Source organism: Halopenitus persicus, assembly GCF_900107205.1.
GTDB classification, from domain to species: domain Archaea; phylum Halobacteriota; class Halobacteria; order Halobacteriales; family Haloferacaceae; genus Halopenitus; species Halopenitus persicus.
Genome location: NZ_FNPC01000018.1, coordinates 1 through 23,522, shown reverse-complemented (window position 1 = coordinate 23,522; position 23,522 = coordinate 1). Strand labels below are relative to the sequence as shown.

Below are 23,522 nucleotides of genomic sequence, written 5' to 3'. Positions count from 1 at the left end.
CGGGAGCCGACGTCGTAGGCGGCCAGGGCTGGCTCGCCGGCGTCCGCGAAGAAGTCGACGAACTCGGCGATGTCGAAGCTGATGAGGTTGTCGCCGGCGACGACGACGAGGTCCTCGTCGATGCCCTCGCGGTCGACCAGCTGGGCGAGCGCGCCGACGACGCCGAACTTCTCGGACTCGTCGGTGGTGTCCTCGACGGAGAGGGTGGGTTTCTCGAACGCCGTTTCCGCGAGATACGTCTCGAACTCCCCCGCAAAGCGCTCGTTGGTGGAGACGAACACCTCGTCGATCCGGTCGTCGGCCTCGAGATCCGCGAAGATCTCGTCGATGACCGTGTGGTCGCCGATCGGGAGGAACATCTTGGGACGATCCTTCGTGATCGGCCATAGCCGCGTCGCGTACCCGCCGGCGAGGACAACCGCCTTCATATGTTACTTATCTCACAGACAACCTGTTTGATTCTTATGGTTTTTCAACCTCAAAATCAACCACCGATTCGATACCCTTCTCGTGGTTTCTTCAAAACCGCTGAATATTTGATCGAAGCCATACACGCACGGTTCGTGCACTCTCTGCACCACTAACAAACCAGAGTCCAACCGCGAGTCCAAGTAAAAGGAACTGTGCGGTTACATATGGAGTCATCTGGAGCTCCGAGAAATGGACTGCGAAAGAATCATCGTTTGGGTACGGTGGTGATTCAAGGACCGGCCATAACAAGTATGTCGTCCATTGTATCTGACTCATATCCCCACGAAGCAACCCAATAATGACTCCCGGCCCTAAGTCGCTGAGAGAATGTGAAACCCACCCAACGCCAAACGAAGCGACAAGATCCTGTCGATCATACCGCGCTGACAGTCGTGAAAGAATGTAGAGCACGACAGCTGCCGTCAGCAGTGAATGCGCAAGAGACCGACCGGACGGAAGCACTGTCACTGACCACGCTAACGGTTTATCAACCAGATCCGGAAACTGACTTCCAACCACGAGCGCAACCACCACACCGACCGATTGCGTTACGCGTTCGGAAATTCGAGACACCAGAAGCAAACAAAGATACGCAAATGCGAGGTGTCCCCACGGCCACATACCTATGTATTCGTCGCCCTACCTATTCCTCTTCTGATTCATCAGCAACCAAGTCGATTAACATCTTCTCCTCTGAAGGACGAGGATCCCCGAGCGTTGGGTTCTACCTTGATGCTATTTCCCGTATCAGGTTTGTGATGGTGAGTGAGAGTATCTGCAGGCTACTCTGATATCTGGAAGCGCTCTATCTCGTCTGACCCACATTTGGGACACTCGTCTGCGCCTGACGCAAGAGTCTCACCGCACTGGCGGCATTCCACGACTACCTCTGTCTGGTCACCGGGCAGTAGCCGAGTCAGTACTGCGCGGACACTCATTGGGTTCCGAAGTTTTGGTGACTGTGAGTTAATGCTACTGGTAATCAGTATACCCTGGAAATCCGATGTGTTCGACCCGCAAAGCTGCCAAAAGCTTATCTTGAAGGCCGATTGACATTCATTTGGAAGGACCGCTGTCACACGCTCCTTCCACCCCCTTTCCATGAATGCTGACGAATCAGTCCTCGGTCGCTGCCCGGAATGTGGTGAGGACATATCGGAAGCGTGGATTCTTGTTGAGTACGAGAAGGACGACGGCACCGAGGGCGTGTGGACCGAGTGTCCAGCGTGTGAGAACGTTGTAGCCCCGGAGCAGACAGCAGAGTAAAGTGTTCGTCGTCGCGTTTCCAGTGTAAGGTCTACAAATGGAGATTTCAGAGGAACTTCGCTGTCTGTTCTCGGGCACGGTCGAAGAGCGTAATGGGTCATATGTGATTGAGGTACCGGAGCAAGAACTCCGTCTTGGCGACCTACAAGCAGACGAAACGTACCGTGTGGCTGTTCTACCAGCACCCGCAACCAACGAGGCCGACAACACTGACACCGTTCCACAGCCCGAACAACCACCACAGAAACCCCCCGTCGAGGACGGCGAACAACGGACCGTCGAAATCGAAGCCATTGGTGACCAAGGCGACGGAATCACCCGTGTTGATCGCGGATTCGTCGTTATTGTTCCCGACACTGAACAAGGCGAACGCGTCACTATCAAGATCATTGATGTGCGCGAGAATATCGCCTTCGCAGAGGTTGTTGAGCGCGTAAGTTACTACGAGTAGTTGAATCGCTAACCCTCTTCGTCCGTGGACGGGAGCGTGTGATCGATACGCGGTATTCAGATTCTGTCTAGCGCGGACTAGTCTATTTCCCGTGATTGTTTCGCATAGTGACTGTAGTGCTCTGTTGAATCCGCAGACTCACGGGGAGCGGGAGTTGACATCCTCCCCGCGCTGAAGCGCGAGGATTCCCACGGCACCGCACCGCTGGGTTGGGATATTGTGGTTTACGACGTGACTTGTTCTTGAGGCGCGAACGCGCCAGTTTCCTTGTCAAACAAGAACGTCGATGGCTGTGCCAACCAGCCGTTACTCCTATTCACCGACAGATTCGGTGAACTCGGAGATACTTTCTGTCGAATGTTCTCAGCACCGTTCACATCTGCGTTCGCCACTGTACCGCACTCATCACAGACATACAGTCCGCGTTCAACACGGTTCGCATCACGCTTCCGACCACAGCACGATCACGACTTCGAGGTATCCCGCTCAGACACCTGTTCAACTGATGCGGTAGCGCGGAGTCCCCTTCCTCAAGCACGAGCGAAGCGAGCGGTAGGGAGGGGAGGAGCGTGTTCGTATAGCTGGGCATTCCCACGACCTATAAATAGCCACGGAGCTACAATGAATGTGTGGCAGACGACTACGTGCGTCGGACGGCAATCACCCACCTCTCGGTAGATGGCGAGCAACGCGACTTGCTCGAAGACACCATCACCGAGTGGAAACGGGGGTGCCAAATCGCCACAGACCTCGCGTGGGGGCATTGCAACACCAAGAGTGACGTGCAACCTCTCGCTTACGATTCTGTGCGCGAAGACACCGACCTCGGTAGCCAGCACGCGATTCTCGCCACCCACCAAGCCGCGCAAGCCATCACCGGCTGTATCGAACGCCGGTCGAAGGGTAAGAAGGTCAGCAAGCCCACGTTCACCGCACCGACCGTGAAATACGATACGCGGACGATGACGGTGTTCGATGACGGCACCGTATCCCTCTCTACAACGGAGAGTCGGGTCCGGTGTCCGCTCGATCTTCCCGACGCCGATGATGGCTATCAGCGTCAATATCTCGACTCAGACGAATGGAGCGTTACGGAAAGTACGCTCACCACCCGAGATGGCGAGTTCTTCTTACATATCGGTTTCCGCCGACACAAGAACGATACCGAGCGGAACACCGCCGAGGACGGAACGGTTCTCGGGGTTGACCTTGGCATCGAAAACCTCGCCGTCACCAGCACCGCCTATTTCTTCAGCGGGCAGGAGTTAACCCACGACCTCCGCGAATTCGAGAAGGTACGCGCTGGACTCCAACAGACCGGGACGCGAAGCGCCCATCGGACCCTCGTTCAGTCGAGTGGTCGGGAACTTCGCTACGTCCGTGACGTTCTCCACCGAGCGTCGAACACGCTGATAGACGAAGCACTCCGCTACGACTGTGACGTAATTGCGTTCGAGAACCTAACCCACATCCGCGACCGTACCGGCGCGTCGTGGGGGCACACGTGGGCGTTCCGAACGCTCTACGAATACGTCGAGTACAAGGCCGAATCGGTCGGGATCTCGGTGAAGCAAGTCGGGTCGGCGTACACGTCGAAGCGGTGTGCCGAGTGTGGATTCACGGCAGATGAGAATCGCCCGTCGCGCAACGACTTCCGGTGCGTGAAGTGTGGGTCGGAGGCGAACGCGGATTACAACGCGGCGAAGAACATCGGTATGCGGTACCTCCGTCGAGGCCAACAGTCGTCTCGGCGGACGGGCGACAGTCAGCTCGCCCTAAAGTCTGGAACGGTGAAGCCAAAGCGCGGATTTACCGCCTACCCTGATGGGTTCGAGGCCGAGTTCACGGACAAGCCTCACCTTCAAAGCGCCGAAGGCGCTTAGGGTGGGGTAGTTGACTCACGGACCGGTTTTTCGAACACCGATGCGGGATCGGTTACCTGGTTTGAGTCACATACCCGGATAGCACCGTCATCACGAACAAAAACGTCCCACTCATTAACGGAGAACTGGATATGAATCGGCGTACCGTCAGAGCCAGTAAGTAACTTGTCGATCGATTCTAAATCGATCGTGTCGGACAGTACGTCAAGTTCCAGTGGGTCGACACCCTCGGCTGCTGCCACCGCTTCGATAATTGCCAGAGACGGAGGACGTCCGCGTTCATCCTCAAACCGTGTCCCTACCACGGGTGTACACTCACATACACTCTGCTCGGTCATAATAGACGAAACGTATGGCGGCTGGTACTTGTGTTTTAGGGGAAAGAGGCACTGTTCAGATAAGGTCGAAAAGTGAGGCGGACGTAGTTTCTTGGTGCCTATGCCAGAAACCAGCCGCCTCATCGAGTGTAGCGACTTCCCGGAGTTAGAGTTTGTGGAGCGAGAGGCGACACCCGAGTCAGCGATGAAGCTCGGTATCCAGCTCCACCTAACGGGTCTCTCGTTGTCGGATACCGTCGCCGTCCTCGAGAGGTTGGGTGTCGAGCGCTGCCGATCTACCGTTCACAACTGGATTCAGAAAGCTAACCTACAGCCTGCAGAGGGACAGAATCCGAATTACGTTGCGATCGACGAGACGGTAATTCGAGTGAATGACCAGCGCTACTGGCTGTTTGCTGCGGTCGATCCCGACAGGAATCGCCTGCTGCACGTGCGATTATTTCCGACCAGGACTTCCGCGCTGGCCGAGATGTTTCTCGCGGAACTCCGCGAGAAACATCTCGTCGACGACGCGATCTTCCTAGTCGATGGCGCGCCGTGGCTGCAGGCGGCCTGCCACCGCCACTCCCTCCGATTCCAACACGTCACCCACGGGAATCGGAATGCCGTCGAACGCGTCTTCAAAGAGCTGAAACGCCGAACCGAAGCCTTCGCGAACCACTTCAGACACGCTGATCCGAACACTGTAGAAACCTGGTTGCAAGCGTTCGCCGTCTGCTTCAATCAGCTAATCTGAACAATGCCTGACGGCACGCCTCAGTTGCTTTCCTAGCGAGCGTCGGTACCTGGGTCCTCGAAAGGACGCTCTCGAGCCGTGATGCCCGGGTTTCGTCGACCAGCGCAGCTTTCAGATGATACATTAAAAAATCCAGACTTCCATAGGGTATAAATAGGTAATCATTAGAATAAGTCAAGAGATAGTTTATAAGTATCTAGTCCAAGGAGTGATGTGCGTTCTTCGGCGAAATGTACAGGAAAGTCTCTCTAACCCCGTTATAGAATCAACCAAGAAGAGGGAGTACCCTCTGTTTCAGTATTATGACTGGTGCTACTAAGTTTTTTACATTAGCAAGCGATAAGTTGGCGTGCAGATGTATCGAACATCCACACGCCGTGGTGAAGCGCGAGCCTGGTTCCAAGAGGTGCGCTGCCATGGTGAGTAAACAGAGGAAAATAAAAAAGCGTATCGTCCGGATCGATCCAGATGCTGGGTCGGACGGCAGTACAGACCCCGAGATCGACGACCGTGACCGGGGTATACTGTTGGAATTCTACAACCGGATTCAAACAATCAACCGCGACAAAAACCGCTTCGGAAAGGCGCGAATCCTAACGTTGCTCGATACGATGATCCTCACGAGCAAACACGTTGATGTCGCTCTTGAGGAGACACTCCTGGACGGTGAGGACGGCGAGCAGGCCGTTGATGCTGTCGCCGACTGGATGGATGACCACTACTTGAAGAACTCGCTGGATACGCGCTACGCCTGCTTCAAGATCTGGGGTGAGGTGATGACCCCCGGCGATGACCAGCCCGATCGGTTTGAGAAGCTCACCCTGAACAACGGGCCCGCGGATCCAACACCGAAAGCGTCGAACGTGCTGCGGTACCCCACCGAGGTGATCAAGGCTATTCAAGTCCAGAACAACATCCGCGACAAGGCCATAGTCGCAACGTGCTGGTCTGCCGGTGGCCGTCCAGAAACCGAACTGCACAAGCTAATAATCGAAGAGGTTGAGGTCGAGGACGGCTTCGTCCGGTTATCAATTCCAGAGGACACGAAGACTGGCAGCCGAGAGGTCCATATGCATCCGGGTGCGCCATTCCTCGTGAAGTGGATCGAAAACCACCCCGGCCACAATGTCGATGGCGGGCTCCAGCCCGAGATGCCCCTGTGGGCCAACATACGGTCGGGATACGGAGATGTCTACGACCGCATCTCCTACAACCAGTTCACCAAGCCCTTCGATACGGCTAAAGAGAAGACGGATATCCAGAAAAAACTGACCGGCCAGCACTGCCGCCGGAGTCGGGCGAGCGATCTCGCCGCGAAGACCTACATCAGTCAGGTCGATCTTGAGCGCCGGTTCGGCTGGGCGCGCGAGTCAGATTCACCCCGTCACTACATCGTCAAGTTCGACGAAAGCTCCGAGGACCGTATCGCCGCTGCTGACGGCGTTGACATCGATCCCGGGGCCCAGACGACGAACATCGCGCCGGTGCGCTGTGAAGGGTGTGGCCGCTGGACAGAGCGCCACGTAGACGAATGTATCTGGTGCGGGACTGCGATCCCCGCTGACGCGCTGGAGATCCAAGCAACACCGGCGATCGTCGAAGAGGCGAACCTGCTGGATATGATCGTCGACGGTGAGGTAACCGCGCGGGATCTCCAAGCGTTGCGGAAGCTCGAACCCGTGATCAAACAGCGGTCCGACCTCTTCGAGCGGCTGGACGCATACATCCGGCACGCGCGCCAAGTCGACAAGTCCGTCGAGCAACCAGCCTAACGCTAACACAGAGTGTCGTGATCTTGGCTACGAATTTCAGCAGTGGGGTCGACTGGTCTTGGAGATTGTCACGAAACCATCCAGATGATACCACATATCTGAAAAGCGTATGTTTAAGTTGATAACTGAGTGTCGACACAGATAGGCGCAGGATGCCCCGGTAGAAAGCCGGGGCCGGTGCTAGGACACCGACCCCTGTGCCGCCGAGTATGACGGCAGACGACACTACGCACGCCGATCGTGAAAAATTCGGCGTTCCGATCAATCGAGAAGTAGAGACCCGTAAACAACTCTGTACTGGTGAGACCGCGTTCGTTTGCGGTGATAGCTACGATTGTGATCAGCAGGATCAACATAAACAGTATAGCCTTAATCTAGACGATGTCTACGAAATCATCAGCTCTAAGCGCCGCCGCCGGTTTATTTTCATCCTCGCAACCCTGGTTCGTGACCACGACGGAGATGAGACTCCACAGATTCCAGTCGGGGACGTTGCCGAGCACATCGCTGAGGACACCTTCAACGAGTCTACGGATCGAAAGACGGTGTATATCAGCCTGATCCAACACCACTTATCGAAACTTGACGAAGCTGGTGTGATAACCTACGACGAACGTGGAAAGAAGGTTCAGCCAGAGGTCGGTGTCTACCAACTTGAATCGCTGCTCCTCGGCATTGAGCAAGCGATCAACATTATGAATTCGCCATCAGGAGTGAGCGAATAATGCAACGAACCCCTCAGCCCAGGTGCTACATTGATCCGTCACTATCAGCACTGCACCATGCACTTCGTGCCTCGCGTCGACGATTAATCGTCGTACTCATCGCAGACCGGATGATATCATCAAGCCGATATTTATCTTATGACAGTGCGGATGAAGTAGAAATGATAGACGCAAGTCAACTGGCCCGTGAAATCGTCGCTATCGAAGAGGACACGGGCGTGGATTCTGCGACCGGCTCAAGGTACCATAACGTCTATACGGCATTGATTCAGACGCATCTCCCAAAGCTTGATAGTCTAGGTGTGATCGAATATCAATCAGATCAGAAAAAGATACGTCCTGACCGGAACTTCTTAGCATTGGCAACAACTGTCGCAATCACATCTCCTGTCGCGCAGTTGCTTTTTGACGAGTCTCTCTCTGAACACAGCCTCGGCGGACCGTGATCTCATTAAGACTCAATCTGCTCTGTTGAATCCGAAGAAGGCGTCGGAATCGGGTCACTCTGTACTCGGTTCAGTAGCGCTGTCGAGAGAATTCTGCAAAGGGATCTTGGCAGAGAGGTAGGATATCAAGATCACCGAGCGGATCGATCCAACACATCGACGACGAAGAGCGAAATAATCGCTCCGTCAGATATTGTGATCCCCGTGCAGTCATCGGATTCAACAGAGCACATCTTTCAGGTTGTGTGCAGGGCGAGGAGGATGTCAACTAAACACAGATCGTTGTTCACACGAGATCGATAGCCGATACGAACTGATTCGTCAACTACTGTTCACAGCGGGTGAGGATGTCACTCCTGTTGAAACAATTAGGCTGTTCTCACGTGTTTCCCCATATTGTTCAGAACGTTAGGTTGTTCTCGCTTTACTGTAGAGCATACAGTTCTGACTTGATGACAGAACTCACACGGCGAAATGCGATACGAGTTTGTAGCGGCTCAGCACTTGCGCTGATCGCTGGCGGTGGGGTACTCACCTATTCGTCTGAGTCGGCGGTCGCAGCGACAGGACTAACTGCTAATGATGTGTCCGTGTCCAGTGCCGATGGTAGCCTCACGACACTCACAATTACACCGGACATCACCGTCAGTTGGGACGGGCAAGAGACGGAAGTTGCTGAGATCCAGGCGACATGGTATGTGAAGACATCATCCACAAGTGAGACTACCGTCGGAAGCACCCCATACTCAATTACAGTGTCGAGTCCCGGTACGAATGGATCAGTGGATCATACGTTCCCCGAAATTAGTTTGTTATCGAACAACGGGGGCGCGTTGAGTGGGTCAAATTTTGATGCGACAACCGATGGTGGGAGCACCACCACAACCGTCACACTCAGTATGGATGTGACACTAAAAGACTCCGGCAGTAACACGATTACATCACAGACGGATGTCCTCGGGCCACAGAACTACGATATCACTGTGAACAATACGGAATCAAGTGTGAATCCAAGCATAAGTTCAAGCGGTACGGCAAACACTAACGGATCGTGAATAGCCTCGAGTCAAGCCCGAGACTTCCTGCTTCGACGACGCGCTTTGCAGACACTTCATTGATTTCGACCCGACTGCACAGATTCGCTCAGATCTCCCAGGTGCTGGTGGAAGCGCCAGTGGCAGGGAGAAGCTGGCGTTCGAACCGCAGCTTAACGATTACTAGCTACCCGGCTGAAAAGAGATTCACCCTTCGATAGTAGTCCTATCTGCCGTGTTGAATAGATGCTGAGTCACGGTTAGAGTGGTTCACAGAGCGGTTCTATGTTCGAGATGGCGAACATCAGGACAATTTCACGGAACTGCCGATACCAGCCGAGCGCTCGCTCGGCATCGCCGAGCGAGTGCTTCGTTGTCGAATACGAAGTCTCGGCTATCCAGCGCTGAGAGTAGCCTTTTGCCCCACTGAAACTCGATTTCTACTAATAGATTTCAAAGGCTCTACTGAGATCCTCAGCAAGTGATCCGTCTTCACCGGTTACGGTCAATACTGCTGTGCTGAATCCGCAGAATGCGGCGGGATAGCGTCGCTCTGAAAGCGGAAGCGAAGCGGAAGAGCCGAATGTGCCTAAACTCCTCTTCCGCTTCGTTAAGCAAGCCGCGTCGCTGGCTCAAAAACGCTGTGCCGCCAGTCCAACGGCGGTGAGTGATCCGACTGGCCACGGATTTCCCGGGTGGAGGTATGTTACGCTCCACTTTTTGCGGGTTCACATAGATGCGACGTACCGTGAGATCGTTGATTGGACGAGTGAAATGGATCGCGTTCGTGGTCTGTTACAGCTGGCGTGGACGGCATTTCCCGCACCCTCAACGCTTTACCGGCCGTTTGAGAGGGTGCCTATGTCTGTGTGGCGTGGCTTTCTTCGTGAGTCCGTGAGCATCTGCGATCCGGGCTGGCACGGGGCCATCGATGCCACATTCTTCGACCGCGAAACGGCATCGAGACACTACCAACACCGCTCGGATCGCCACATACGCACGCTGAAAACGACGGCGCTCGTCGATACAAACTTGTGTGCCATCCTCGATATTCACTGCTCGGCACACTGGCCTCACGACACCCAAACTGGCCGTCGAGTCGCCCTTCGTAACACCGAGAAAATCGAGAGTCTCGCCGGCGACAAGGGCTATGACGACCAATCACTCCGGGACGCCCTCCGGTTAGAGGGCGTCCGGCCCTTGCTGCGCCATCGGCTGTTCGCTGCGTACGATCACGCCCACAACGCACGGTTGGACAGCGAGTTATACGGCCAGCGCTGGATGGCCGAGACCCCCTTTTCGGCCATCAAGCGTCGATTCGGCCCCGCTGTCCACCCTCGCGCGTGGTACCGCGAATTCCGCGAACTCGTGCTGACCGCCACAGTAACCAACCTCAAACAAGCACTCAAACAGTGACCCCGACGCCGCCATCGGATTCAACAAAGCAGACTCAATCGGCAATTGCTGAAGGCATTCCACCCCGTTTGGTTCAGTGTGTATCGAATGGTTGACTCGAACGATCTAGTCGCTCCGGACGTCCTCAGTACCGACCACAGTAAGAATGACAACATAACGGAGTGGAAGATATGCCGCATCTAATTACGTACAAGTGCCAGAAGTGTTTGGCGACGATTGAGTGGATCTATGACCAGGAAAGCGGAGTGTATCCATCAGGAGTTAGAGGCTGTCCAGGAAAGGGCTGTTCCGAGCTACACGAACTGAATGTGAGTGAAATTAGCGAGACCAAAGCGTCTGAACGTAAATCAGGAGAGTTATTCAGCTTATGACGAACTGTAATGAGATTGATTCGGATAGCAGGTGTGGAGTTGATGTGGTGGATCCGGGTCAAAAGACCTTGGTATACGTTCTCTGCGACGACTGTGATGGAATTGATGAGATGCTGATTGTAGATGATTCACGGGATTCAAATCAAACTCAGGATGTCACTGAGACGTATTCGGGAATAATGGAAAGACATTCTGACAAGACAGATCACCATATCCAGATGGGGATAACTGAAGGATACGAGATCGATCTGGTCCATATTGCACGTGCAGTCACATCGTGATGTTCTGACTCAACTGTAGGAACTCTTGGCAGCAGTAGCAACGCAGCACGGAACGTAATCTGTCCTCACGTATCCAAATTTCCAACTGATATCTACAGGCGGAGCAGGCCGAGTGCTTCAGGGCTTGACCCCGAGGCGGTTCACGCTTTCTTTCGGTTTTGTGCATTTCTGATAGCACCAGTTGCTAATTCTGTGGCAGTAATCCGCAGATCGGCCCGCGTAGGGAATACACCGATGAATTCAACGAAACAGTCATTTATCGGGCTTTCAGGCTCTAAAGAGACAGAGTAGGTGTTATTCGATCACTCGTACGTGGATGATTTCGCTCAGTATCTTGGGTGGATACTGAGTATAAGGCTGAGTTTTAAACCACCCTGGATAATACCGCGGCACAGTTCGATGACGAACCAGTATCGGAGCGGGAAAATAAGGTTAGTCCCCTTGGTTGGTCTCAACCACCGCATTCTCGAATCACTAGAGGGGCCAGACACGCCTGCAGGTGGTTCTCTGTGAGCTCTAATACGGGGGATCAATCAGAAGTCATCTCTTCTGAGCAGCTATCACTGCTCAACAATCGTCAGTCTGAGATATACTCCGCGAAACTTGCTCGGTTCGCTAACTATCTCCAGAAAGAAGGCAAGAACCCTAAGAAGAAAGTCGGATATGCTGATACTGCAGTTGAGAAGCGGGTTTACCGCGTTCACCGAGCTGTGAAGTGGTTCTGGAACCAGCACGAGATAAAGACAGAGATCACGACCGATGACGCTGACAAAGTTAATCGCGCACTCGAGGTAGACCAATTCTGCAAGGGTAACGGTGAACCATACGCAGAGGGATCGAAGCGAAAATTCAATGACGCATTGAGGAACTGGTTTGAGTTCCAGAATGTCGACTGGACTCCAGAGTACGAGTTTTCAGATACCGAAGCGAAAAAGGAGAACAAGCCGGATCCGTTCACGCGACCTGAATTAAAGCAACTGTGGGAAACTTCGCTTACGTACAAATCCATCCCAAGCTACAATAATCTAACACCTGACGAACGCGACCGCTGGAAGACACACATCGCGCAAGAACTCGGAAAGCCAAAAGAGACAGTTGTCCCCGATGATTGGGACCGAATCAATAACGATTGGCATATCCCATCCCTCATCCGGACAGCACGCAGTCATGGATGGCGTCCCGACCTTGTTGGTAGGATGAAAGTCCAGTGGTACGAACCATCTGAAAAAACAATCTATATCCCGGAGGGTGAAGCTCCGAAGAATGATACGCACTGGCGGGCTGATTTGACTGATGAAGGTGCCCTCGCGTTGGACAAATGGTTAGACCAGCGCGAGTTGATGGAACTGTACGATGGGCGGGATGTGATCTGGCTAACTCGCAAGGGGAACCCATACTCATCCGGGACATTGAATGACCTTCTTCGGAACCTAATGGATGAAGCAGGAATCAAAAGCCAGGGTCGAAATCTGGTCTGGTACTCGTTTCGACACAGTATTGGAACATATGTTTTCGCTGAGACGAAGAGTCTCAAGGTGGTCGCTGATCAACTTCGGCAGAAGAGCCGGGCCTCTGCTGAAAAATACGTGCACCCACTACCAGAGGTCAAACGGGAAGCCGCTAATATAATGTAGATACGCCCTCGCCGGCGCAGCCGTCGCCGCCGTCGGCGTGTTTCTCCTGCTGGCAGTCGGCGGCCCGCTCATCTTCGATGTTCTCGACGTCGAATCTCTCACAATCGGTACCCTTGATAGGTTCAGCTTCCGGTTCTCATTCACCTCAACGCCGACCGAGATCTTGATGAGTGTCGGCTCTGGTGTACTCGGTATCGGGGCAGCCGTCGGGTTGCTATACCCTTTGTTCGGAGCTATCGACCCGCTAGCTCACCCGTTGATGACATTGACGAAGAATGATAGATGAGTGTGTTAGTCCCGCGTTCTCTTGGCTTGTTCGACGTATTCTCTGCCACAGTTGGAGACACTGGCAGCCTGTCGAAGCAGCGCTTCGTGCGGCTCAACCGCAGCACGCTCCTCTTTCAGTTGCTGGAAGACAGACTCCAGCGTTTGATCAGTCGATAGTGAGACGACAGTCGCAGCAACCGCCGGACTCCGTGATGCACCAGCTGAACAGTGGACAAGCACACGGTTCTCTGCTTCCCACCTGGTTAGTGTTTCATTGACAGCTCTGACAAATGTCTGGTGATCATTTTGGGGGCCATCCATCATCGGGAGCCGTACAACGGTCACGTCAGGCGGAAAGCCAGTTTCGGGTTCCGCAAACGTCAGCGAAATAATCACCGAGATGCGATGCTCCGCAAGTCGTGACTGGTTGCCAGCATCGTCGATCGAACCCACGTACAACGCATTGGTAACTTCATCCATTCTCACTAGCGTGTAGTACGCGAATACTCTTGACATCCTCCCCCGCTTTCAGGCGGCGGAATCCCGAGCGGTGGGAGTTTCAGGTTTGCAACCACGACTCCGCCACTTGACGGGAGTTCGCAGCTAACCCAGCCGTCGTGGTCGGTGGCTGTCTGGCTATGCCAAGTGACCGTTACTCCTTTCCTCAGCGTCGTTGACTCCCATCTGTTGTTTGTGTCAGTAGGGAGTTGCTGACACGTCGCGGGACTCGAAGTTATCGTTAGGCTTGCATAGGCCGACGGGTACAAGACGATCCTTCGAGGATTCGCGTTCACCGCGTCGGCGTTTCGGATACTACCTCGTTACGAGAGCGGACTGGCCGTGGTTCGAAAATTTTCAATTTTCGTCATCACGAGAGAGCAAAGCTCTCTCGAACGACCTCCGAAGGTCGTTCGGAATCCGCTCCGTTCCGACCTGACCGTACCGGCGTAATGCGATTCTTGTCACTTCAAAGTATCCATTAGAAACTCGAACTGGGGTGTCGAACGTGGCTTGATATCCTTCATCCGTCACGGCCCAAGTGCAGAGAATCCTCGCCCTTCGGGGGGAAGGATGTCAAAGACGCATACGATCGACGAGAGACTGATAGAGCATCGTGCCGAGAAGTGCGACAGTTAATCCACTCCATCCAGCAAGTAGGTCTAACTTTGTATCGAGGGGTGTGACGTGAAACGGGTACCCAATGCTCCATTCAATTGCTTCCCAAAGGAGTGAGAGTATCACGACGCCAATTGCGGTGTACATTCGGGAAAACAGAATCAGCAACCCCAGTGTAAGCGTGAATCCTCCGATTACGTGCCCAGCGGTATCGAGCCACCACCACGACAAATGAACCGGTAGCAGGGCACCGGTGACACTGAGGCCGGTCCCAGTCGCCAATATCAGAATATACCCAGCAGTACGTGGCCGTGGCTGAACAACCCACGATTGGGGTGCCCAAGCTGATACTGGGGAGAACACTCGCTTCACTGCGTGGAAAAGTCCACCTGAGTCGCTGCGTGACATACCGGTTTCCTCGTCAGAAACAAGACGAATAGGTGAGTATCTCATCGCCAGCGATCAGCGCAAGTGCTGAGCCGCTACAAACTCGTATCGCATTTCGCCGTGTGAGTTCTGTCATCAAGTCAGAACTGTATGCTCTACAGTAAAGCGAGAACAACCTAACGTTCTGAACAATATGGGGAAACACGTGAGAACAGCCTAATTGTTTCAATAGGAGTGACATCCTCACCCGCTGTGAACAGTAGTTGACGAATCAGTTCGTATCGGCTATCGATCTCGTGTGAACAACGATCTGCGTTTGGCGCAGATCTACCGCTGTCGGTGGGGAGTTGAGGTGTTGTTCCGTGAGCTGAAGACGCAGTACAACTCGGATGAGTTCGACACGAGCGACGAACACGTGGTGAAGATCTTACCGTACGCAGCGCTGCTATCGCTGCTTGTAAGACGCGATTTATTGGATCTGGTCACTGGGCAGTCGGATGATGAGCTGGTGTTTCCGACAGAGCACTGGGCAGCGACCTTCCGGTCGTACGCCCAGCTTTTCCTTCTTGATCATCCTTCTCCGCGTGCATGCGGAGGGGGATGTCAGCCCATACGATCTAGAGCATCTCGTCGATCTTCCACCGGCGTTTGATCATACTTCATCGTCGTCTCGGGGGAGCGATGACGAAGCTGAGCCTGCGCTGCCGCAAGATCTTCTTCCCTTGTCATATAAGTACCAACAGAGTGACGTATCGTGTACCAGCTCATCTGTCGATGCTCAATCTCGATGCCGGCAATTTCACATAACCGGTGCAACAGTCCACGAAGCGCTGACTTCCCATACGGGTTCTGTTTACGAGTCAGCCAGAGGGTATCAGTATCATCGTACTCTGGGTAATTTTGTCGTTGTTGGCACCACTTCGAGAGGACTTCAGCTGTTTTATCTCTCACTCCAACGACCCAATGTTCTCTATTTTTCGCGCTCTCTTCCTTCGGGATACGTAACACGCTATTGTCGGTATCGACCCAAGATACCGCAGCCCGTTCGACTTCTATCGGCCGGAGTCCAGTGTCGAGACTGGCCCAGACAAGAGACGGAAATTTCCAGCCATTCGCGCGGTCCCAGTCTTCAGGAGTCACTTCGGACTTGGGTTTCTCGAACCGCTGGGCGAGATATTGTTTCCAACGATCACGTTCCGAGGGAGTGAGGTTATTGTACGATGGAACAGATCCGTATTCCAAGGCAGCGTCACGGATGGCGCGTCGTTCATCCCTAGTAAGGTAGTCGCGTGGCTTTGAACTACTGTCGGCGGAGAATCGGAACTCGGGTTCCCACTCGCCGAGCCCTCGTTCGTGATGGAGCCACTTGTATAGCATAAGGAGTGCCTTCTGGCAGTTCCGCTTGTGGGCCGCGCTCACGTCACGCTGAGCGAGATGATTCATCCACGAGTCGGCGTGGTCGTGAGTGAGATTCACCGTATAGCCGCCTTCGAGCTCCCAGACGTACCGATAGAATCGATCCATCCGGTAGCAACGGGGTTTTACAGTTCCCTTCGCGTAGCCGACTGCTTCGGTGGGCTTCTTCCCGAACGTGAGCAACCAGCGAAGGCACTCTTCGCGCTCGGATCGATAGTCCAGCAGTTGTCGATGATTGAGGAATTCTTCAGAGTTTTCCGTGACGACAGGGTAGTCATCGAGGTCGATCATAAACTGACCACCGTCTTTCGATTTTGGAGTCGACCCTGCGAATCCGGTTTCAGTGGGCAAATTGCGGAATCGCACGACTGCACCGATGTCGTCTCTGGTTCCTGCGAACCGGATAGCCCGGCGAAATCGAAAAATCGCAAGACTGCGTGGCTGTGTGTGAATCCTTCGAATTTGCTTGGTCTGAGCGTTGAGTCGATCATAGCTGGCCTACGCAGGCCAAAACCGCAAGAAGGAAGCCGGATTAGGATGCTCCGACTGGGATTCGAACCCAGGTCATCGCCTCGAGAGGGCAATATGATTGGCCGGACTACACCATCGGAGCGTGTAGCACGTTCGTCCGAACGCATCAGTCGGTATGTCTGACCGAATTAAAACAGTTCCGTTTCACGGCCGCCGTGGGGCGCTTTGCCGTATCCCGGTGGAACGAAGCTCGTCCTCGGGGCACCGCTCAAGCCGATCCGGGGTAACGTTCAAGCCGATACGTATACAACGTATACATATGAGTACCCGTAACGTCAGGCTTGAGGAGGACGTCTACGAACGAATCAAAAGCGAGAAGCGACCCGATGAAACGTTCTCCGAGACCGTCGACCGCCTCATCGGGGGACGGTCGCTGCTCGATCTGGCCGGAATCCTGACCGATGAGGAGGCGGACGAGTTCCGACGGGCAATCAACGAATCCAACGAGGCCGGTACGCGGGAGATCGACGCGGTGGTTACGCGGTTCGGCGGTGACGATGATTCTTGACTCCTCGTTTCTCATCGATCTGATGAACGACGACGGAGCGGCGGTCGAGGCCGCACACGAGATCGAAGCGAGCAACATGCCGCAGAAGGTTCCCGCACAGGTCGTTTACGAGCTGTATGTCGGCGTCGGTTACACCGAGGACACGTTTAGCGAAGTCGAGAACCTCCGCTCCGTCTTGGATTCGCGACCGATCATCGACTTCACCGAGGACGTCGCGAAACACGCCGGCCGGATCGACGGTCGGCTCCGTCGTGAGGGGAGTCGGATCGGACAGGGCGACCTCAAGATCGCGGCGACGGCGATCCGCCACGATGAACCCGTCATTACAGGAAATCCAAACGACTTCGATCGAATCTCGGAGGTCGAAGTCCGCGAGTACTGAGACGACGAGCGTTGCGTCCCATTCCTGCCTCCGGAAGCGACTCCGATTCGGGTGGAAAGAGGATCCGGACTCCCCGATTTGAACGGGGGGCAAGCCGATCTACAGTCGGCTGCTCTACCAAGCTGAGCTAAGTCCGGTACGGTCACACCTAGGTGACGACCCGGACTTAAGGGTTCTCTTTCGTCCCGTCTCCGTGGGCCGATCGCACCGTCGAACTCCGGCGGCTGACGGCCCGGTTCGACATCCGGGTCGACAGGCGTAACCCGGTCGCGGCCCCACCGCCAACCGATGATCGAGCCGTCCACCGTCCCGGGAGGATCGCCACGATGACCACGGACGTCGTCCGCATCGGCTTCGGCCACGGCAGTCCCGAGGGCGAGAACAGCGCGTACCTGCTGCCGGACCGCGGCGTCCTGATCGACCCCGGCCCGCCGGGCGATGCGGCCTTCGAGACGCTCCTCTCCGGCATCGACGATGCAGGCCTCGCTCCCGAGGACCTCGAGCATATCCTCGTCACCCACTGGCACGCGGACCACGCCGGATCGGCGCCGCGAATCGCCGAGGTAGCCGATGCGACGCTGTGGATGAGCACTACGGACGCCCCGCTCGTCCGTGAGTACGCGAGCGAACGCGACCGCCGGCTCGAGCGCGACGCGGCCGCGCTGCGGGAGTGGGGCGTCCCCGACGAGACCGTCCAGGCGGTCGTGGCCGGCGACACGCCCTCGCCGGTTCCCGACGCAACGCCCGTCTCCGACCTTCACGACGGCGACGTCGTCGCCGGTCTGGAGGTCCTCGAGACGCCCGGGCACACGTTGGGACACGTCGCGTTTCACGATCGGGCCGGCACTCACGACGCCCGCGTGGACGGGAGCAAGGACGGCAACGAGGGCGGGAACGGCCACGAGAACGAAGACGACCGCCAGGACGACCACGCCGACCGGGACGCTCTCTTCGTGGGGGATGCGGTGCTCGCGACGTACACGCCGAACGTGGGCGGCGGCGACACGCGACTCGAGGACCCGCTGTCGACGTACCGCCGGACGCTCGATCGACTCGCGAACCGGTACCACCCGGATTCGACGACGGCGTACCCGGGTCACGGAACGCCGTTCGCTCTCGATGACCGGATCGAAGTGATCCGCGAGCATCACCGCGACCGACGACGGAACGTCGTCGACGCGCTCGCGGCGCGCTCCCCCACGCCCGCGACGCCGTGGGAGATCGCACGGGACCTCTTCGGCGAGCTGCGCGGCATTCACGCCAAGATGGGCGCCGGGGAGGCCGCCAGCCACCTCGAAGACCTCGTCACGGCCGGCGACGTCGGGCTGGTGGACGAGGATCCGTTGCGCTATGCGATCGACGATTCGGCGGAGTGACTACCGCTCACGGTTCGGCGGAGTGACTGCCGCTCACGGTTCGGCGGAGTGACTGCCGCTCACGGTTCGGTGGCGTGACCGTCCGTCACGACTCGACGGTCGTCTCCCGGACCCGGATCCCCTTCTGTGCCAGATGGCGCATCTGGCGCTGCGCGAACTCCTCCTCGGCGGACCCGCGCGTCGCGAGCACGTACACGAGCGCCGATCCCGCGGGACGCATCGTTCGGCCGGCTCGCTGGGCACCCTGGCGGCGTGATCCCCCGAGCCCGGAGGCGACGATCGCCAGCTCCGCGTTCGGGAGGTCGATCCCCTCGTCGCCCACCCGCGAGACGACGAGCACGCGTCGGTCGCCCTCGCGGAACGCATCGAACAGGCGGGACCGCTCCGCGTGGCGCGTCTCGCCGCTGATGAACGGGACCGAGAGCTCCTCGGCGATCCGCTCGCCCTGGTCGAGGTACTCGACGAAGACGAGCGCCTTCCGTCCCGGCTGTGCCGCGAGCAGGGTGCGTATCTCCGCGACCTTCGCGGGGTTGCTCGCGGCGAGCCGGTATCGTTCGCGTCCGTCCGCGCTCACGTACGCGTTGCGCGCGTCGTCATCGCGCCACGGGACGTACCGGATCTCGACCTCGGGCTCCTGGACGAACCCCGCCTCGAACAGGGCGTCCCAGTCGGCGCCGATCGGCGGCCCGATGAGGGTGTAGATCTCGTCCTCGTTGTCCGTCTCCCGGACCGGCGTCGCCGACAGCCCCAACCGGTGTTTCGCCTGCAGGTCCGCGGATCGGGAGAAGACGGGACTCGGAATGTGGTGGGCCTCGTCGTAGACGATCAGCCCCCACTCCCGAGTGTCGAACAGCTGCCGGTGTCGGTCCATCCCGGCGGTCTGGTAGGTCGCGATCGTCACCGGCCGGATCGCCTTCTCGCCGCCGTGATACTGGCCGATCTGCTCCGCGTTCAGGGTCGTGTGCGCGAGCAGTTCCGTCTCCCACTGCCCGGCTAGCTCGCGTGAGGGAACGAGGATCAGGGTCTCGCCGCCGACCGCGGCGAGCGTCCCGATGGCCGCGACCGTCTTGCCGGACCCCGGCGGGCCGACGTAGACGCCCGAGCGCTTCTCGAGGAAGGTCTCGACCCACCCCTCCTGGTACTCCCGGAGGTCCGTCGTCAGATCGACGTCGATCGGCTCGCCCTCCTCGAGGTCCCTGTCGTCCTCGACCGGGTAGCCGGCCTCGTAGAGCGCCCGCTTGATCGCGGCGATCGCCGACTCGTTCACCCACGCCTCCGTCTCCGAGATCGGGGCACGGAGGCTGTCGTCCGCGAGGTGGTCCTCGGCGACCGTGCCGAGCAGTGACTCGCTGGCCGCCTCGAGGACCACGTAGCCGTCCTCGTGGGTGTACAGCCGGAACCGATGGGCACGCTTCCACTGGTCGCGGATCCACTCCTCGAGATGCTCGTGTCGGGTCGGCAGCACCGACCGGAGGCTCGCGAGCAGCCCGTCGACGTCGTCGAACGGGGCCGCCCACACGTCCTCCTGACGGATCCGGTAGAGATACCCGCGCGTCCCGGACTCGGTCCCCGAGGTATCGACGAGGTGTGCGAACTGCGCCAGCTGCGCGCGGGTGTACTGCGTCGGCCGGTCGACGACGATCTCCCGACGGCTCGGGAAGACGACGACCCGCTCCCGGGTCGCGAGATCGTCCCATCGCTCGGGATAGAACACGACCGGGTCCGATTCCACGTCGGCGCGTCCCACGTCGCCGTTCGCCGCCAGCCGGTCGAGCGCCGCGCGCGCGGCCGATTGGCTCACGTCGAGCCGCCGAGCGACCTGCTGGGCGGTGGCGACCGGGCGCCCCTCCGCCTGTAACGCGTCGAAGAAGGTCTCCAGCGAGACCGACTCCTCGGCCGCGTCCTCGGCGTCGTCGGCTCCAGTACCGTCCTCGGCGTCGTCCCCGGTGCCGTCCGCGTCGCCAGCACCGTCCCCGGTGTCGTCCCCGCCCCCGGCACCGTCCACGCCTCCGGCGTCACTCGCGTCAGTCAGGACGTCGGACTCGTCGCTCCCGCCGTGTCCGTCGCTCATCGAACGATCGAAGGGGATGCTCGCGCAAATGCGTGCCGGCTCACCGACAGTGACGCGTGGTCAGCGTGGCCTTCGACCGGAACCGGCCGCCGCAGTCCGTACACACGACGGACCCGTCGCCCGCCGTGGTTCGGACCCGGTGGTTCCCGACCGTGAACGGCCGATCAACCTCCCGCGGGCGGATCTCCCCGGGGATCCGTTCGTCCGACCGGTCGCTGAGCGCCGACCGAAGTTCGATGGTCTCGACGTCGGTCTCGTCGAACCGGGACGCGGCGCGTGCGGTCTCGGAATCGACGACCTCGGTCCACCCCGTGACGACCACGGGTGAGGGCGTCTCGGTGTCCTCGACGACGACGACGTATCGAACTCCGGCGTCGGTGTACGCGAACCGCCAGCCGTCGGTGGTGTTCCACCGCAGCTGTCCGTGGATGATCGCCTCCCGGACCGCGTCGAAGGTCATATACCGTCCGGGTTGGGTGACGCGGTCGAGAAAGTGGTCGGTGAACGCGTACGCGGTCGGGTCCCGGATCGGCGGGTCGACCGGGGACCGGTATGCGTGCGATGCCGAGGACGTCCCCTCGCTCGCACCCGTGGGAACGCCCGAAACGATATCGGAAGCCTTGCTGGCCCCCGATCCGTGTCGTCGGGATGCCACTACCGGCGTCTTCGTCGTCCATCGTCAAAGGTATTGCGACGGGATCGCCGTCGGTCGACGACGTCGCGTCCATCTCTCACCCCTCGCGAGCGGTGCCGGCTCCCCGCGAACGCGCTACCCGAGGAGTCCGAGGTCCTCGATGCGGTCCACGATCTCCTCGACGGCCTCCTCAGCGTCGCTGGTGTGTTTCCCGCCCGTGATGACGATCTTCCCGCTGCCGAACAGCAGAATGACCACGTCGGGATCGTCCATCCGGTAGACGAGGCCGGGGAACTGCTCGGGCTCGTACTCGACGTCCTCCAATCCGAGCCCGATCGCGAGCGCGTTCAGGTTGAGGTTGTGTCCCAGGTCCGCGCTGGAGACGATGTTCTGGACCGTGATCTCCGGGTCGTCCTCGACCGGGATGGTGAGGTCGCGAAGCTTTCCGAAGATGATCCCGAGCGCCTCGTGGACGTCGTCGATGCTCTTTGCGCCCGTGCAGACGATCTTCCCCGACCGGAAGATGAGCGCCGCCGCCTTCGGCTCCTGCGTGCGGTAGACGAGCCCCGGGAAGTTGTCGGGGTTGAAATCCGCCCCAGGGAGGTCCTCCGCCAGCGCTTCCAGATCGAGCTCCTGCCCGATCCCCGTCGATGCCACCACGTTCTGAATCTCGATCGACTCTGCGGGGTTCGTCATCGTTCGCTTTTATATGCGTGCTCCCCCCTTATAAACGCCGGTGTTATAAACGAACCACTCGGAATACGCCGTTCTCACGCCTCAAAGAGCCACATAACGACGTTTAACTTCATCTTGATCCTATTTGAACGGCCGATTCGGTCGTCCGACGTCGAACGGTACGCGCCGATCGGCGACCGGCTTGAGGGACGCTTCGGACGTCGTGGTCGGCGGGATGAATGCCCATGGAACTCCCTGACGGAGCGCCGATCGAACGACGGGGTTAAGTAATAACCACCCTTCGAGTGAATTGCAACGGTCGCCCCGTCGGGGGTGCCCGGCCGGCCGCTCCGCGGTCGGCCGAAAATCGTTCCGACGCCCTTATGTACGGGCGTCCATTCGGAACGTAATGCGAAGAACGAAGCGCGAACTCGGGCCGTTCAACTCGGCCCGGTTTCGCCGGACTCGGGGTTCGGGTCCGATGGGTTTATGGCCCGTCGACCCGAAACACCGGGTCCCCAAGGAATGAGGATGTCGCCTCTGCGGTCCGCCGTCAGCCGACATCTGATGTGAGCTCGATGGTCCGGTGTCATCCGGCGCTGCCGGCGACACCGGGCTCGGACCATGCAATACAACGGTGATCGACAACGACCACACGGTCGTTCGACATCCCGCCACCCCCTCGTGCGGGGAATCACGCACGAGGAACCCATTCCGGTTGATCCTGCCGGAGGCCATTGCTATCAGGGTCCGATTTAGCCATGCTAGTCGCACGAGTTCACACTCGTGGCATATAGCTCCGTAACACGTGGCCAAACTACCCTTCGGAGACGCATAACCTCGGGAAACTGAGGCTAATTCGTCACACGGCTTTCAACCTGGAATGATGAAAGCCTCAAACGCTCCGGCGCCGAAGGATGTGGCTGCGGCCGATTAGGTAGACGGTGGGGTAACGGCCCACCGTGCCGATAATCGGTACGGGTTGTGAGAGCAAGAACCCGGAGACGGAATCTGAGACAAGATTCCGGGCCCTACGGGGCGCAGCAGGCGCGAAACCTTTACACTGCACGACAGTGCGATAAGGGGACCCTGAGTGCACAGGCATAGTGCCTGTGCTTTTCTGGACCGTAGGGAGGTTGAGGAACAAGAGCTGGGCAAGACCGGTGCCAGCCGCCGCGGTAATACCGGCAGCTCGAGTGATGGCCGATCTTATTGGGCCTAAAGCGTCCGTAGCTGGCCAGGCAAGTCCGTCGGGAAATCCACGTGCTCAACATGTGGGCGACCGGCGGAAACTGCCCGGCTTGGGACCGGAAGGCGCGACGGGTACGTCCAGGG

The 23,522-nt window shown here is 57.7% G+C and carries 21 protein-coding genes, 2 tRNA genes, 1 rRNA gene and 3 pseudogenes; 15 read left to right on the top strand and 12 right to left on the bottom strand.

What is annotated here, in order from left to right; all coding sequences use genetic code 11:
* Together BLV25_RS16205 and BLV25_RS18215 are read right to left on the bottom strand one after the other, a co-directional pair.
* A partial coding sequence (locus BLV25_RS16205; RefSeq protein ID WP_143114508.1) for a nucleotidyltransferase family protein occupies positions 1-428 on the bottom strand: 428 nt, incomplete at its 3' end.
* 91 nt (positions 429-519) lie between these two features.
* Complete coding sequence (locus BLV25_RS18215; RefSeq protein WP_092735393.1) at positions 520-1,092, bottom strand: metal-dependent hydrolase; 573 nt, start codon at positions 1,090-1,092, stop codon at positions 520-522.
* Between the two features lie 480 nt (positions 1,093-1,572).
* Between BLV25_RS18215 and BLV25_RS17590 the strand changes: the two genes are divergently transcribed.
* On the top strand, positions 1,573-1,737 hold the full coding sequence (locus BLV25_RS17590) for a DUF7837 family putative zinc-binding protein (protein ID WP_176819528.1): 165 nt from the start codon (positions 1,573-1,575) through the stop codon (positions 1,735-1,737).
* Between the two features lie 37 nt (positions 1,738-1,774).
* Positions 1,775-2,188 (top strand): TRAM domain-containing protein, encoded by a 414-nt coding sequence (locus BLV25_RS16195; protein ID WP_176819527.1) that lies wholly within the window; start codon positions 1,775-1,777, stop codon positions 2,186-2,188.
* Between the two features lie 224 nt (positions 2,189-2,412).
* Here the strand turns inward: BLV25_RS16195 and BLV25_RS16190 are convergent.
* Positions 2,413-2,694 (bottom strand): annotated as a pseudogene (locus tag BLV25_RS16190) (zinc ribbon domain-containing protein); the annotation flags it as partial.
* 123 nt (positions 2,695-2,817) lie between these two features.
* On the opposite strand from BLV25_RS16190, the gene BLV25_RS16185 reads away from it, so the two are divergent.
* Entirely contained in the window at positions 2,818-4,071 is a 1,254-nt protein-coding gene (locus BLV25_RS16185) for an RNA-guided endonuclease InsQ/TnpB family protein (RefSeq protein WP_092735391.1), read from the top strand.
* Here BLV25_RS16185 and BLV25_RS18210 read toward each other — a convergent pair.
* On the bottom strand, positions 4,068-4,409 hold the full coding sequence (locus BLV25_RS18210) for a HalOD1 output domain-containing protein (RefSeq protein ID WP_176819526.1): 342 nt from the start codon (positions 4,407-4,409) through the stop codon (positions 4,068-4,070). The two genes, BLV25_RS16185 and BLV25_RS18210, sit on opposite strands and share 4 nt — an antisense overlap.
* Before the next feature lie 100 nt (positions 4,410-4,509).
* On the opposite strand from BLV25_RS18210, the gene BLV25_RS16175 reads away from it, so the two are divergent.
* The 4 genes from BLV25_RS16175 to BLV25_RS18280 all read left to right on the top strand — a co-directional run bounded on the left by BLV25_RS16175 (position 4,510) and on the right by BLV25_RS18280 (position 8,088).
* Positions 4,510-5,145 carry an IS6 family transposase gene (locus BLV25_RS16175; RefSeq protein WP_092735388.1) on the top strand — a complete coding sequence of 212 codons (636 nt, stop codon included), beginning with the start codon at positions 4,510-4,512 and terminating at the stop codon, positions 5,143-5,145.
* 416 nt (positions 5,146-5,561) lie between these two features.
* Entirely contained in the window at positions 5,562-6,917 is a 1,356-nt protein-coding gene (locus BLV25_RS16170; RefSeq protein ID WP_176819525.1) for a tyrosine-type recombinase/integrase, read from the top strand.
* 209 nt (positions 6,918-7,126) lie between these two features.
* Positions 7,127-7,642 (top strand): DUF7344 domain-containing protein, encoded by a 516-nt coding sequence (locus BLV25_RS16165; protein WP_092735384.1) that lies wholly within the window; start codon positions 7,127-7,129, stop codon positions 7,640-7,642.
* Complete coding sequence (locus BLV25_RS18280) at positions 7,642-8,088, top strand: DUF7344 domain-containing protein (RefSeq protein ID WP_092735382.1); 447 nt, start codon at positions 7,642-7,644, stop codon at positions 8,086-8,088. The genes BLV25_RS16165 and BLV25_RS18280 overlap by 1 nt, the downstream gene beginning before the upstream one ends.
* A 1,294-nt stretch (positions 8,089-9,382) precedes the next feature.
* Here BLV25_RS18280 and BLV25_RS16155 read toward each other — a convergent pair.
* A pseudogene (locus tag BLV25_RS16155) lies at positions 9,383-9,544 on the bottom strand (IS5/IS1182 family transposase); the annotation flags it as partial.
* A 163-nt stretch (positions 9,545-9,707) separates the two neighbouring features.
* On the opposite strand from BLV25_RS16155, the gene BLV25_RS16150 reads away from it, so the two are divergent.
* The 3 genes from BLV25_RS16150 to BLV25_RS16145 all read left to right on the top strand — a co-directional run bounded on the left by BLV25_RS16150 (position 9,708) and on the right by BLV25_RS16145 (position 12,824).
* The gene (locus BLV25_RS16150) at positions 9,708-10,538 is read left to right on the top strand and encodes an IS5 family transposase (RefSeq protein WP_092735380.1); all 831 of its coding nucleotides are present in this window, start codon (positions 9,708-9,710) and stop codon (positions 10,536-10,538) included.
* A 367-nt stretch (positions 10,539-10,905) separates the two neighbouring features.
* Complete coding sequence (locus tag BLV25_RS17095) at positions 10,906-11,190, top strand: hypothetical protein (protein WP_143114507.1); 285 nt, start codon at positions 10,906-10,908, stop codon at positions 11,188-11,190.
* A 509-nt stretch (positions 11,191-11,699) separates the two neighbouring features.
* The gene (locus tag BLV25_RS16145; RefSeq protein WP_092735378.1) at positions 11,700-12,824 is read left to right on the top strand and encodes a tyrosine-type recombinase/integrase; all 1,125 of its coding nucleotides are present in this window, start codon (positions 11,700-11,702) and stop codon (positions 12,822-12,824) included.
* A gap of 291 nt (positions 12,825-13,115) precedes the next feature.
* On the opposite strand, the gene BLV25_RS16135 is transcribed toward BLV25_RS16145, so the two are convergent.
* A complete protein-coding gene (locus BLV25_RS16135) occupies positions 13,116-13,571 on the bottom strand; it encodes a dual specificity protein phosphatase family protein (RefSeq protein WP_176819524.1) in 456 nt (151 codons plus the stop codon).
* 1,339 nt (positions 13,572-14,910) lie between these two features.
* Here BLV25_RS16135 and BLV25_RS16130 point away from each other — a divergent pair.
* A pseudogene (locus tag BLV25_RS16130) lies at positions 14,911-15,159 on the top strand (transposase); the annotation flags it as partial.
* 38 nt (positions 15,160-15,197) lie between these two features.
* Here the strand turns inward: BLV25_RS16130 and BLV25_RS16125 are convergent.
* Positions 15,198-16,301 (bottom strand): tyrosine-type recombinase/integrase, encoded by a 1,104-nt coding sequence (locus BLV25_RS16125; RefSeq protein WP_092735372.1) that lies wholly within the window; start codon positions 16,299-16,301, stop codon positions 15,198-15,200.
* 247 nt (positions 16,302-16,548) lie between these two features.
* Positions 16,549-16,623 (bottom strand) — tRNA-Glu (locus tag BLV25_RS16120).
* 177 nt (positions 16,624-16,800) lie between these two features.
* On the opposite strand from BLV25_RS16120, the gene BLV25_RS16115 reads away from it, so the two are divergent.
* Both BLV25_RS16115 and BLV25_RS16110 read left to right on the top strand, forming a co-directional pair.
* Positions 16,801-17,049, top strand: coding sequence for an antitoxin VapB family protein (locus BLV25_RS16115; RefSeq protein ID WP_092735370.1), 249 nt, complete (start codon positions 16,801-16,803; stop codon positions 17,047-17,049).
* A 22-nt stretch (positions 17,050-17,071) separates the two neighbouring features.
* Positions 17,072-17,431, top strand: coding sequence for a PIN domain-containing protein (locus BLV25_RS16110; RefSeq protein ID WP_256335780.1), 360 nt, complete (start codon positions 17,072-17,074; stop codon positions 17,429-17,431).
* A 63-nt stretch (positions 17,432-17,494) separates the two neighbouring features.
* Here BLV25_RS16110 and BLV25_RS16105 read toward each other — a convergent pair.
* Positions 17,495-17,568 (bottom strand) — tRNA-Tyr (locus BLV25_RS16105).
* A 189-nt stretch (positions 17,569-17,757) separates the two neighbouring features.
* On the opposite strand from BLV25_RS16105, the gene BLV25_RS16100 reads away from it, so the two are divergent.
* Positions 17,758-18,807 (top strand): MBL fold metallo-hydrolase, encoded by a 1,050-nt coding sequence (locus BLV25_RS16100; protein WP_092735366.1) that lies wholly within the window; start codon positions 17,758-17,760, stop codon positions 18,805-18,807.
* An 85-nt stretch (positions 18,808-18,892) separates the two neighbouring features.
* Here BLV25_RS16100 and BLV25_RS16095 read toward each other — a convergent pair whose 3' ends face one another.
* The 3 genes from BLV25_RS16095 to BLV25_RS16085 all read right to left on the bottom strand — a co-directional run bounded on the left by BLV25_RS16095 (position 18,893) and on the right by BLV25_RS16085 (position 22,208).
* A complete protein-coding gene (locus BLV25_RS16095; RefSeq protein ID WP_092735364.1) occupies positions 18,893-20,878 on the bottom strand; it encodes a DEAD/DEAH box helicase in 1,986 nt (661 codons plus the stop codon).
* A gap of 40 nt (positions 20,879-20,918) precedes the next feature.
* Positions 20,919-21,533, bottom strand: coding sequence for a hypothetical protein (locus BLV25_RS16090; RefSeq protein ID WP_021073664.1), 615 nt, complete (start codon positions 21,531-21,533; stop codon positions 20,919-20,921).
* 114 nt (positions 21,534-21,647) lie between these two features.
* The gene (locus BLV25_RS16085) at positions 21,648-22,208 is read right to left on the bottom strand and encodes a TATA-box-binding protein (protein ID WP_021073665.1); all 561 of its coding nucleotides are present in this window, start codon (positions 22,206-22,208) and stop codon (positions 21,648-21,650) included.
* Positions 22,209-22,898: 690 nt separating this feature from the next.
* Between BLV25_RS16085 and BLV25_RS16080 the strand changes: the two genes are divergently transcribed.
* Positions 22,899-23,522: ribosomal RNA gene (locus BLV25_RS16080) — 16S ribosomal RNA — on the top strand; the annotation flags it as partial.